This window comes from Streptomyces sp. NBC_00344, from assembly GCF_036088315.1.
GTDB lineage: Bacteria > Actinomycetota > Actinomycetes > Streptomycetales > Streptomycetaceae > Streptomyces.
Genome location: NZ_CP107996.1, coordinates 1,449,642 through 1,462,881 on the forward strand (window position 1 = coordinate 1,449,642; position 13,240 = coordinate 1,462,881).

Consider the following 13,240-nt stretch of genomic DNA (forward strand, 5'->3'; position numbering starts at 1 on the left):
TGGTCCTGATCACCAGGGCAAAGGCAAGACAAAGGGGACCGTCGTGAAGCCCACCATGGCCGCCGCCCAGTTGCGCGGCAGTCTGACGCAGTACCTCACGACGACGTACGCCCTCGCCGACGAGGACACCCGGCGGGCGCTGGAACGCTTCCTCGACCACCCCGAGACAGGCATCTTCCGGGGCCCCTACCTCCGGATCAGAACCCCGTTCCACCGCGCCGACGACGGCTGGCAGCGGGACCTGGAGTGGACGGGCGGCTTCCCCGGCTTCACCCCCCACCGGCACCAGGCCAAGGCATGGAGTCGGCTGTCCACCCTGCGTGGTCCCGCACAGCCGACGCTGGTGACGACTGGAACAGGCTCCGGCAAGACCGAGTCCTTCCTCATCCCCATTCTCGACCACTGCCGACGGCAGCAGGCCCAGGGCAACCGCGGCATCAAGGCCGTTCTGCTCTACCCGATGAACGCACTCGCCACCGACCAGGCGGGGCGCATCGCCGAGTACCTGAGCCGGCCCGAACTGGCGCAGGTGACCGCCGGCCTCTACATCGGCGACCGGCCGGACACCGACTTCCGCCGGGTCATGACGCGACGTGAGGAAATGCGCCTCACGCCGCCCGACGTGCTGATCACTAACTACAAGATGCTCGACCTGCTCCTCCAGCGCGGCGAGGACCGCCCGTTGTGGGAGAACGCCGACCTCACCTACGTCGTACTCGACGAGTTCCACACCTACGACGGTGCCCAGGGCACAGACGTGGCGATGCTGCTGCGCCGTCTGGCCGCCTCGACCGGGGCTTCGCGACCGGGGCGACCGCTCGGTTCGATCTGCCCGGTGGCGACGTCGGCGACCCTCGGAGAAGGCACGGCGGACAAGGAATCCGGCGGCATTCTTGATGTCGCCTCACGAGTCTTTGCGATGCAATTCTCCGCCGACGCCGTCATCGGTGAGGAGCGGATGTCCGCGGAGGAGTTCACGGGCGCCGTCGACTACGAGCTGCCGGAGCCTCCCACGCCCCAGGAGGTCATCACCTTCTCCGGCGGTCCCGGTGTGGAAGCCCAGCCCGATCTGCTGGACCTGGACCGCCTGGCCGCCAGGATGCTGGGCCGATCCGGCCTAGACCCTTTCCGTCTCGGGCGCCTGCTCAAGCGGCACGATTTCACTCTGGGTGTGCTGTCCCTCCTAGGCGGAGAACCTCTGGATGAGTGGGGTCTGCGGGACCGGCTGGCCCGGTTCGGATACGCCTGGGGCCGTACCGCGCGGGAGAACCCGCAACTCGTGCTACAGGCCCTCTCCCGGTTCGTCGCCCTGCTGTCGGCGGCACGCGACCCGGACTCCGACGAGCGCAGACCCCTCCCCCTCCTGCACATCGAAGCGCACCTGTGGGTCAGGCCCGTGACCCGCGTCCTACGCGGCGTGGGCCCTTCTCCTGAGTTCCGTTGGTACGAGGACGATCGCACCGCCGCGCGCCGGGCTGCCCTAAACACCGCTCCGCTCGCCGACGAGGAGCCTGACGGGGTCTCCGGCGGCCGGTCATCGGCGCGCCGACCGCAGCCTCTTCCCGGCACGGACACAGCTGTCCGCCCGGCCGAGGTGCACCTGCCGGCGGTCTACTGCCGCAACTGCGGGCGCTCCGGATGGGCGTCCCTGTCCCCCGAGGCCGACCCCCAGCGGCTCGTCATGGCGCAGGACCGGATCTGGCGGGCAGCCGTGGGCCGGGACAAGCGGCGCATCCGCTACTTCATCTCGGCCACGCGGCGGGAGCGGCAGCAGGTGCTCGACGCCTTGACCGGCGCCCGCCCCTCGGACGGTGGCGTCGACCCCCTGTCGGTGGTGGTACTGGACGGCGGGCAGGGAACGTACCGGCTGCCGGCCGCCGCGGACTCCGACGAGCTGATCGATGCCTGGTTTACGCTGGCGCTGCTCGACAAGAAAACCGCCGACCGGGCTGCTAAGGACGACCGCTGCCCCGCCTGCCACACCGACAACAGCATCCGCTTCCTCGGTACGGCACAGGCGGCGCTGGCGTCGGCGACGGTCACGCAGCTGTTCACCGGCGGTGACATCGCGCTCGTTCCCGAAGAACGCAAGACGCTGCTCTTCAACGACTCCACCCAAGACGCGGCACACCGGGCCGGCTATGTCGCCAATGCCTCGTACAAGTTCTCCCTGCGATCCCTTCTCGCCCACAATCTGGACGAGTCGGGGGCGCCGACAGCGCTCAACGACCTCATCGGCCATGTGCTGGAGTCCGTGGACGACCCGGAGGCGCTGGCCGCCGTCGTGCCGCCCGATCTGCACGACGAACCAGGGGTCGACCGGCTCCTGTCGGGACGCGGCACCGGCGATGCCCGCACATGGAAACTGATCGGCGAGCGCCTCGCTTTCGCCACCGTGATGGAGTTCGGGTTGCGCAGCAGAATGGGGCGCACCCTGGAGCTGACACGGACCGCCGCGGCCGAGGTCGTCGTGGACCAGCCGAGCCGGGTCACGGACGTCGCCCGGGACATCCACCTGTCCCTGCCAGGGCAGCTCCTGGTCACAGGAGGGCTCCCCACACCTGAACGGTACCTCGCCTACGTTCGCGGGCTCCTGGAGCGACTCAGGCTGCGTGGTGCGGTGCACCACCGCTGGCTCCACACCTGGATGAAGGAAGCGGGTACGAACCGGTATCTGATCTCCGGCCGCAGGCCCGATGGCATGCCCGCCTTCCCCAACGGTGTGGCTCCGCCACGTTTCCTGTTGGACGGTCAGAAGGATCGGTCCGAGTTCGACGCCGTCACCGGGCGGCTCGGCTGGTACCAGGACTGGACGCGCCGGTGCCTGGGGCTGGATACGGCCGGGGCGACCGAGTGTCTACGCAGGCTGCTTCCCGCCCTCGCCGACGAAAGAGTCCTCGCGGCACGGACAACGAGTGACCGGCAGACCCGGATCTACGGTCTGCAACCCGGGCACATCCAAGCGCAGTTGCTCGACGACTCCGTCGTCAACAAGGCGTTCGTCGGCTGCGAGGACTGCGGTTGGCAGCAGGTCATGGCGCCCGAACGCCGCACGCGCTGGTACGGACACCCCTGTCCGCGCTATAGGTGCAAGGGGATGCTGAAGGCCCCGCAACCCGGCATGCCGGGGAGCGGATCCAGCGTCTCCGGGTTCGGTTCGGCCGTGCGCGAGCGTGACTACACCGGCGACTATTACCGTCGGCTCTACCTGACCGGTGGCACGTTCCGGGTGGTCACGGCTGAGCACACCGGCATGCTCAGCAGGCCGGAGCGGGAACGCGTCGAGCGCGGGTTCAAGGCCGGCACCCACTACACCGACCCCAACGTGCTGTCGTGCACGCCGACGCTCGAACTCGGCATCGACATCGGCGATCTGTCGGCTGTCCTGCTGGGCTCCCTGCCCGCCGGACCAGCCAACTACGTGCAGCGGGCCGGCCGGGCCGGCCGACGGACCGGTAACGCGCTCGTGGTCGCCTTCGGCGGGCGCAAGGCCCGCGATCTCTACTACCTGGACGAGCCGCGCGAGATGATCGCCGGGACGATCCTGCCCCCGGGCTGCTACCTGTCCGCCGTCGAGATCCTGCGCCGGCAGTACACCGCTCGGCTGCTGGACCTCGCGGCCCGTGGCGCGCTGTTCACCTCCGACGGCGAGCGGCTCGCTCCCGTGCCCCGGTTGTCCTCGGCCCTGTTCGGCACCACAGGCTGGTGCCAGGACCTGGCGGACGCGGCGCAGACCCACGGCGCCGCGCTGGTCGAGGAGTTTCTCGGTCTGTTCCCGAACGGCAGCGGACCGGACGTCTCCGCCGATGCCGAAGTCTCCGAACATGCGGCCGGAGAGCTGAAGGCGTACGCCACCGAGGGAATCGTCAGGGCGTTCCAGGAAGCCGAGGAGGACTGGACGGGGCGGCGCGAGGAGCTCCGCCGAAGGATCGCGGCGATCGACGAGGCTGCCGGACTCCTGGTCAAGACGGACACCGTGCAGGACCGCGAGCGCCGGGAGCTGCTCGCCGAGCGGCGCGGCGCGGGGGACCTGCTCCGTGAACTGAGCCAGTCGAGCGCCCACGGCACCCTGGTGGAGCTGGGCCTGCTCCCGAACTACAGCCTCACCGACACCACGACCCAGCTGGAAGCGACGCTGTACTGGACGGAGACACCGGACGACGAAGAGGGTGCGCGGGCGGGGAAGCCCGATGGGGAGGCGCCCGGCAAGGTGTACCGCAGCGAGACCCGCGACTACGAACGCTCCCGCAAACTGGCGCTGACGGAGCTCGCCCCCGGCAACAGCTTCTACGTGAACGGCTACCGTCACGTCGTCCGCGCACTCGACGTCGGTACCCCCGACCGCCGGGCCTGGTCGGTATGGCGCCTCTGTCCATCATGCGGATACGCCCGCACGCACCAGAACGCGAAGAACGACACAAGTCCGTGCCCCCGTTGCGGCGGGCGGGAAATCGCCGACGCGGGATGCGTGCAGTACGTGCTCCAGCCGAGGCGGGTCATCTCCCGTGACAAGCGCGACGATGCCCGGGTGCGGGACGATCGCGACGAGCGGGACCGGCGCCGCTACGCCGTGCTGACGACGGTCGACATCGACCCCGAACGCATCGCCCCCGGTTCCTGGCGGCACGAAACCGCCGTGTTCGGAGTGGACTTCACCCGCCAGGCGAAGATCCGGACGTTCAATCTGGGACTCGACCGCGAGGAGGGGAGCAGCACCGTACCGTTCGCCGGCGCGGACGTCCGACTCAATCCCTTCTACGTCTGCACCAGTTGCGGAGGAGCGACGGCTGAGGGACACCCCGTGGTGGACGTCCCTCAGCACGCACTCACTGCGTCGGGAGCGACGAGCACCGCAGCAGCCGCCCACCACCTGCTGTGGTGTCCGCGTCGCCGGGTCAAGGGTGCATCCGCGGCCGGTGACGGAGGTCAGCCGAGCAACGGCCAGGACGTACCGCTGCTCCTCGCACACGAGTTGGGCACCGAGGCGGTGCGCGTCCTGCTGCCCGCCTCCGTGGCGCGGGCCAAGGAGCGGTTGGCGTCGTTCACCGCCGCGTTGTTCACGGGAATCGCCGCGCAGTACGGCGGCGACCCGGACCACATCGACATCGCCGAGGCGACGATGCCCGACCACGCGGGGGCCGACGGCTCGGACTGGCCGCGACGATTCCTCGTCATCTACGACCGGCTCCCCGGAGGCACCGGCTATCTGCACCGGCTCGCGTCCGCGGCTGGCTTCCGGGACGTGCTTCTCAAGGCACGTGAGGTCATCGAGAGCTGCGCCTGCCGCGAGAAGGGGCTCGACGGCTGCCACCAGTGCTTGCTGCGGCGGGTCCCGGCCTCCGACTACGACAAGGTCAGCCGCAACGAGGTACGCCAGATGCTGGACGATCTGCTGGGCGGGGACGGGGAATGCTGGCGGACCTCACCCGTGGAGACGACACGTCACATTCCGCTGGAGCGACAGGCGGAGAGCGACCTTGAGATCATGTTCATCGACACGCTCCAGGACTGGGCCAAGCTCTCCGACTCCCAGGCAGCGGCCGATGCCTACACCACCTCGGCCGGAACCTACGCCCTGGACCTGCGGCTGACGGCGACCGACGGTTCGACGGTGAGCTGGCGTGTCTCGCAGCAGCGCGCCCTGGACGGCACCCGGCCCGACATACTCCTCGAACGCCTCGATGCGCCGGGCCCACGCGTTGCTGTGTACCTCGACGGCTTCTCGTACCACGCGACGCCCGAGCACAACCGCCTGGCCGACGACGCCGCCAAGCGGACCGATCTACGCGGCGAAGGCACGCGGGTGTTCCAGTTGACGTACGACGACGTCAAGGAGTGGCGCGAGCGCGTGCGTGACACCGGTTATACGGGGGGCAGCCCGGTTGATCCGGTCTGGGAACCGTACGGGACAGACGCGCGGAACCAGGCGCGCGACTACTACAGCCGGGTGGGCAACGGACTGCCCGGCGAGCTGTCCGACGCGGTGTGGGTGAATCCTGCCCGACTCCTGCTCGCCTATCTGCGCTCACCCGACGCATCGCGCTGGCAGCACAGGGCCGAAGCCGCTGCCGCCGGGCTGTTCGGGACGGAGGGCGTCCGTGCCACTGTCCTCGGGGCCGATGGTGTCGGAGCGGGCATCCAACAGGCGCTTCGCGGTGCGACGGTCTCGGGATCTGCAGGGCCGATCCGGTTGATCCACGGACAGGATGCCTCCGGCTGCCGGCTGGTCCTGGTCGCGGACGGCAGGCGCACCCCACCGGTGTGGTCGGGGCTCGCGGTAGTGGACGACAGCGCGGCGGCACTGGCCGACATGCAGGCTCATCGACGCCGCTGGCGGGGCTGGCTGTACTGGAGCAACGTGCTGCAGTTCCTGGATCACGGCGGCGGTGACAGCGTGCAGCTCGCCAGCAGCCTCCTCGACGGCTTCACCGCCGAGGTACTCACCGTGACCGGCGGCGAGGGATGGCTGCTCTCCACCACGGTCAAAACTCCGGCCGCGGAGGCCCCACCGGCCCTCACCCCGACGACGGCCGCGGTGGAGGTCGGTGCCGTCCGCGACGGTGACCAGGCCGCTACGCTGGCTCGCTCGCCTGTGGTGCCAGCGGCCGGAAAGGATCCGGCGTGGGACCAGGTGCTGAAATATCTCGATGAGGAGGAGACCGGCCTCGTCGACCTCGCCCGGGCACTCGCCGACGCGGGCGTTCATGCCCCTCGGGACGGCTACGAGCTCGATGAGCGGGGCTGGCAGGCGGAGCTGGCTTGGCCCTCCGTACGAATCGGGGTGGTCCTGGCCCCCCGAACCAGCGGGACGGAACAGGTTCCGGAGCCCGACTACGAGTCCGTCGACCGGGACCGGGCGTTCACGGCAGCCGGCTGGGACGCCCGCCCGGCCGCGGACTGGGATGCCGACGAGCTGATCGCCCGGGTGACCGGCCGGAACCGGAACGACGACAGCACCGACAACGGGGAGCACGGACGATGAACACCTCGGGCGTGACACTGCGCTTGCTCGACAAGGCCGACAAGGAGATCCTCAAGCTCCCCCGCACGGTCAAGGGCGCCTTCTTCGACTTCCAACACAAGTTCAAGACGAACCCGCACACCACCGGCCTCAAGCTCCAGCATCTCAAAGGTGACACCAGGCTGTGGTCGGCGCGCGTCAGCGACGACTACCGCGCCCTGTTGATCAGGCTCGCCGACGACGACTGGCTGATCGTCTCCGTCAAGCACCGCAAGGACGTCTACGATCGGCTGTCCGCCGGCGTCAACCATGTCACCGGCGGCATCGAGTACGTCGATCTCGAGGTGGTCGAAGACAGCGTCCTGCGACGCCTTCCCGCCCCGCCCTCGGCCCCTGTCGTCGCACCCGAACCGGCCAAACCGCCGGAGCTCTTCGCGGACTGGTCCGACACCGAGCTGTCGGACCTCGGCGTCGCGGAACCGTTACTGCCGGTGATCCGGACTCTCACCACCGAGGACCAGCTGCTCGGACTGATCGAGTACGCCCCTCAGCTCACGGGCGAGGTGCTGCTCGCACTCTTCGACGGCAGGTCGTTCGACGAGGTACTCGACCAGGTCACGACGCCCGTCGCCGCGGCCGAGCCGGTCGACCCGGCGGACTTCAAGGCCGCGGCCCAACGCCCGGCCACGGTGGTGACCACCTCTGACGAAGACCTCCGGGAAGCGCTGGAGGGTGGCGACTTCGGCCGCTGGAAGGCCTTCCTTCACCCCACGCAGACCAAACTCGTCGAGCGACGCTACTCGGGACCGGCACGGGTCGGGGGTGGCCCCGGCACGGGCAAGACTATCGTCGCCCTGCACCGGGTGCGCCATCTCGTTCGGCAGCTGCCGCCCGGTCGTGACAAGCCGGTCCTCCTGACCACGTACAACAAGAACCTCGCCGCGGATCTGCGCTCTCGCCTGCTGGAGTTGGGCGGCGAGGAGCTCGTGGCCAGGGTGGATGTGAGCCATGTCGACCAACTGGCACTGCGCACGGTACGCGAGGCCGAACCCGGCAGCGGCAAGCAGGCGATGGACGATAGTCAGGCCGTACGTGAGTGGCGCGCCCTGCTGGACGAGTTGGGCGAGGACACCTGGGACCCCGAGTTCCTGCACGATGAATGGACTCAGGTGATCCTGGGTCAGGCCGTCGCCACCCGCGCCGACTACTTCCGTGCCCGCCGTGCCGGGCGCGGCCGAAGCGTCACCCGCGGTGAGCGTGCCGAGATCTGGCAGCTCGCCGAGCGCTTCACCCAGCGACTGGACCGTCTCGGACGTCAGACCTGGGACCAGGTCGCCGAGCGTGCCGCTCGGCTGGAAATGGGACGTGAGCACCGCATCCTCTCGATCGCACGTCAGCGGGAGGAGGCAGGAGGCCTCGCCAATGTCCATCTCCAGGACGGGTCAGCTGGCTGGCTGCGCTATCGCTACCGGCACATCATCGTGGACGAGGCGCAGGACCTGCGCCCCGCCCATTGGAAGATGCTTCGCGCGATGGCGCCGCGTGAGGCCAACGACCTGTTCCTCGTCGGCGACACCCACCAGCGCATTTACAAGAACCAAGTGACGCTGGGAAGCCTTGGGATCAATATTCGCGGGCGGTCGTCCAAGCTGAGCCTGAGCTACCGCACCACGCGCCAGATCCTGCGCTCCGCTCTCGACGTTCTGGGTGAGACGGCATACGACGACCTCGATGGCAGCCAGGAGACACTGGCCGGTTACCGGTCCGTGCTCAGCGGAAAGCAGCCGGCGGGGCACTCATTCGCGGACTGGGCCCAGGAGCGTGAAGGTATCGCTGCGCTCATCAAGGAATGGGACGACAACCCGGAGTTGAGCATCCCGCACGAACAGATCGCGATCTGTGTGCCGACAAACCAGATGGCTGCCGAGGTCGGCTACACACTCGGGCTGCAAGGCATTCGTCCGGTTGAGATCCGGGCCGACGGGCCCCACGGCGACGGCGGAGTGCACATCGGCACGATGTTCCGGTTCAAGGGGCTGGAGTACCAGCGAATGATCATCGGCGGCGTCACGGACGGTTTGGTTCCGCGGGATGCGGTCAACCTGTTGCGCACCAGTGATCCAGTGCGCTTCCGCCATGAGATGCAACGAGCCCGCTCCCTGCTGTTCGTCGCAGCCACACGGGCCCGGGACAGTGTGGACGTCTTCTGGCACGGCACGCCCAGTCCGTTCCTGGGGCCCTCACTGACGGGGAAGAGGTAGAGGCCGACCTCACTCAGATCCGACTGGGCCGGCGGACGACCTTGACAGCATGCCGAAAGGGAGCGGTGATGAGCGTGTGGCTCAGACAACTCCGGTGATCTTGAATGCAGCCCAGAACAGCGGGTTCTCGGCGACCTGTTGATCAAGGTGGCTCCGCCAGTCCGGGAGCATCGCGTCGATGGCTGATTCGGCGACGCACACCGCACCCGCCTCGGAGGACGCTCGCCACCGGTGTCCACGTAGGTAGCGGATGGTATCGGCGTAAGCGGTGTTGGAGTCCGCGCCGACGCCAAGGTGTGCGTGGAGCACAGCGGAGAACACTACGCCTTGCAGGTCAGTGATGTCCCACAGGGTAGAGATGACGGCTTTCGCGCCGCGGGCGAGAAACGCGGACTCGATGCTACGCAAGGTTTGCACGGTACGGCCGGTGCTTTCGTGCGTGCCCGTTCTGCAAGCGTTCAGGATGACCAGGTCGACGCTGGAGAAGAATCCGTCCGCGAGGACCCCGCTGGAAGTGAGCGTGGCCATCCCAAGTGAGCCGCCGTGCAGAGCGAGTCCTGCAGCCCAGCGATTCGGGTGTGTTAGGCCGTGTGCCGCCACGTGGACGATCCGGGCCATGGGCATCATGTGCAGAGCGCGGGCCGGGGTCGCATCCTCCTGCGTGAGAACCTCCACACTGTCGTGAAGACCTGCGATCACGTGGGCTTCGCACAAGGGCCCGCCGATCAGCTCGAGGCCAGGGAGGTGACCACCGCCGTGTGCCACCACCAGCACCTCGATCACGGCTGCTTGCCGCTGGGATCTCTCGATGGCGGACACGAGTCGAGCTGTAGGGGCATAGACCACCTGCTCGAAAGCATCGACCAAAGTAGAGGTGCGGGCGCTGTCGAGCGGAGCTGCGTGGAGGGGCAATAGCTCCATCGGAGCCGTGGGGCTGAGCACCAGCCGACGGAACTCACGGGGGGCGGCCGTCTCGATGATGGCTCGTGCCAGCCCACCGCACTCGGCGACCAACTGCTCCAGGTAGTCGTGCCACACACGTCGAGGGTGATCCGGTGCTTGCCGCGCCCATTGATCGACCGCGCCCGCGAAAGGCCCCAGGGGGAATTCCTCACACGACACCAGATCGAAGTGCGGGTGGCCCGCACGGGTCCGGCACACGGCGAGCTGAAGGGTTCCGTGCCGGTTGATGAGGTGGACGAACGCCGTTTGTTCGTCCACAGAGGGCATGTCTGCGCGTCCAGTCGACCGCGCCTTGCCGACTCTTCGCCCCGTCGCCGCCCGGAGGAGTTCAAGAGTGCGCTGCCTGCCCTCGGCAGCGGCCTGCAGCTCCGCGTCTCCCTCCGGCGGGCTGTTCCCGTCTAGCAGGCCGGCGGCATGCCGAGAACGTACCCAGGCGAGGTGACGTGCGGATGCCATGAAGGATTCGTACTCGGCGGCGTCGGACTCCAGGACGAGCTCGTCATGAATGTCCTCGCCCTTCGCGGTTTCACAGGTCCGGAAGGCGACCTCTGCGGCCTGATCGTGCCCCTCAAAAGCGATCCTCTGCCTTATCGTCTGCGCCTCGTCCCCGATCAGCCGACGGAGCGCTGCGATCGCGGCATCCTTGGCTTGGGCGCACACCTCTTCCGGCAGACCGAGCCGGATGCTGCCCACGGCCCTGAGCTCACCGTCGCCGACAAGCCGGATGATGCTGAGGCGGGCATAACCAACGGTCGCAAGATGCAGTAGTTCCCAAGCGTGCTCCACCCAGGAGAGGGAGTAGGTGTACGGAGCCCGGAACGGAGGGTCGGGGTCGGCCGGAAGCGTGGGGAACTCGAACCACAGCCTCAGACCGTCACCGTAGTCCTCGACTCCGATGCCATACCGTGTTGGCGGCTCCATCAACTCCCGCACGGCCGCGATGTGCGTGTCCGTCTCCACTGTGGCCAGCCAGACGGGGTGAGGACCTGCCTGTCTGTGGAGGAAGCGGGTTCCGCACGTAATGATTTCCTCGGACATCCAGTCGGGCACCGAGGAGTTCCGGGCGACGGAATCCGGTTGCCACAACAAAGCGTCATCTGGACTCAGTTCGGCTCGATGCATGCCCCAGCCCGCCCGAAGGCACTCCTCTCCGTACCGTTCATCCTCCGTCATGGGCACGATCAGCTTGAGCTCATGTGCCGTGAGGAGAGAAAATAGCTGCCCCATCTGTGCATCCCACGCGTCGAGGTCCCTGCGTAAACCCGTCAAGAGTTCTGGTGAGAGGTCCCTGACGCGATGCACGGTGTCTTCCAGATCGACCCGGTGGTGCCAGCGCTTCACGACCTCCGTGAGGTCCGGCCTGTCAGCCAGCCCCGGCCTCGTGCTCAGAAAAGGATCAGGGAGGGTGATCTTCATCAAGCCTCTGGTGACGAGGAACTGCGCGCACACCTTCGCCGTTCCGGTGGCGGACTCGTGCAGGAGATCCGGGGGCAGGAAGGCGAAGGGATCCTCAGCGTTTTCCAGAACGGTGTCGACAAGCCGGTCGTCCTCATGGCACCAGACCGCCGTGAGTACGTCGCGGACCTTCTCCGGTGAGTATTTCGACAGCCGTCGTCCCGCCCACAACTCGATCAGCAAGGCATGGAGTCCGCCCACGTCCCACCACCGTTCCCACGGCACACCATCTCTGCGAACCGTGTGCAGGACAGGCATGACCAGGTCGCAGGCCACCATCGATCCGGGAACCTCTGGGAGGACGAGGCCGGTCGATCGGAGCTGATCGCCGATGGTCTGCGGAGAGCTGCACCCGATGTCCTCCGTTGCGATCCGGGTCAACACGGTGGCAAGCGTCAGTTGATCATCCGCGACCCACGAGGGGAACATGTCGGAACGGCAGGTCTCAGGTCTGAGTTTGTGGCAGACCCGCGCTGCAAGGCCGTCGACCCATGTGGTGCGCATTCGAAGCAGATGGTCCCGCATTAGTCGTCCCGGCCTCCCCGGCAGTGAGCACTCGCCACGCCAGTATGTCTGCGGTACCCACAAGTCTTCGCGGGATCAGGGGTCATCAGGCCATCGGGTCGCGAAGATCCTGCACCCGCTGTTCGGAAGGGCATACGACGATGCCGCACGCACCCACCACGGTCACCCAGGTCGTGATCGTTCTTCTTCTGGTACTCCCCGGCGTGACCTATCAGTTCGTCCGCGAACGAGCCCGCGGTCCGGTCCCGGGTCACAGAGACCTCGGAGAGCGCATACTCCGAGCTGTGACCGCGGGTATCGCTCTCGACACCCTTTACGTCCTGCTCGCCGGCCCGTGGTTGGTGCACCTCGTCTACGACCGTCGCCGGGGCTGGACCGGCGCGGCCGACAACCTTCGCATCGCCGCGCTGACGGCGACAACCCTGTTGATCGTGATGCCGGCCGCTGCCGCCTGGCTCACCTCATGGCTGGGCTCACGAGGAAGCCGGTCCACCTACGACCCGATCCCCACAGCATGGGACAAGGTCTTCCAGCGTCGGAGCCACTGTCTGGTACGCGCTCGCATGAAGAGCGGTCTCTGGGTGGGCGGGTATTACGGGGAAAGATCCTATACCTCTGGCTACCCGGAAGCCGCAGACCTGTACCTGCAGACCACATGGGCCATGTCCGGCGCCGGACTGTTCGAACATCCACTGCCGCGTTCCGGCGGGATATATATTCGGATGAATGATGTGGAGTTCCTCGACTTCGTCGAGGTACCTCCCGGGGCCGAAGAGGGAGACACGGCAAGTGACCGAGACACGACCACAGTTGGATCCCAACGGGAAGAGGGGGTACCGGCCCGTCGGCAGTCGGCCCGAGCCGACGCAGGCTCCGCCGACGCCGCCTCCGGTCGCTGAGCGGGACACCGGCACGGCCGACGAAGAGTGACGTGAGGCGTCCGTCCCGCGGAACCGTTGCACCTTCACCACGGCCCGGATCAGGGTTCGCCCGCGTCACCCCGGCAGCCGGCCACGTGGCGGTGGATCGCCTCCGTGGCGAGGATGGCACCGAGACCGTGACCACGCCACTACTC

Annotated in this window: 4 protein-coding genes; 3 read left to right on the forward strand and 1 reads right to left on the reverse strand. The window is 67.8% G+C overall.

Going from position 1 to position 13,240, the window contains the following annotated elements; all coding sequences use genetic code 11:
- Positions 1 to 43 precede the first annotated feature (43 nt).
- Together OHS16_RS06490 and OHS16_RS06495 are read left to right on the forward strand one after the other, a co-directional pair.
- Complete coding sequence (locus OHS16_RS06490; RefSeq protein WP_328536214.1) at positions 44 to 6,982, forward strand: DEAD/DEAH box helicase; 6,939 nt, start codon at positions 44 to 46, stop codon at positions 6,980 to 6,982.
- On the forward strand, positions 6,979 to 9,222 hold the full coding sequence (locus tag OHS16_RS06495) for a UvrD-helicase domain-containing protein (RefSeq protein WP_328536215.1): 2,244 nt from the start codon (positions 6,979 to 6,981) through the stop codon (positions 9,220 to 9,222). Before OHS16_RS06490 ends, OHS16_RS06495 begins: the two co-directional genes overlap by 4 nt.
- Before the next feature lie 81 nt (positions 9,223 to 9,303).
- On the opposite strand, the gene OHS16_RS06500 is transcribed toward OHS16_RS06495, so the two are convergent.
- Positions 9,304 to 12,144: a CHAT domain-containing protein gene (locus OHS16_RS06500; RefSeq protein WP_328536216.1), complete on the reverse strand. Its 2,841-nt coding sequence runs from the start codon at positions 12,142 to 12,144 to the stop codon at positions 9,304 to 9,306.
- A gap of 161 nt (positions 12,145 to 12,305) precedes the next feature.
- Between OHS16_RS06500 and OHS16_RS06505 the strand changes: the two genes are divergently transcribed.
- Positions 12,306 to 13,064: a DUF6338 family protein gene (locus tag OHS16_RS06505; RefSeq protein ID WP_328536217.1), complete on the forward strand. Its 759-nt coding sequence runs from the start codon at positions 12,306 to 12,308 to the stop codon at positions 13,062 to 13,064.
- Positions 13,065 to 13,240: the final 176 nt, after the last annotated feature.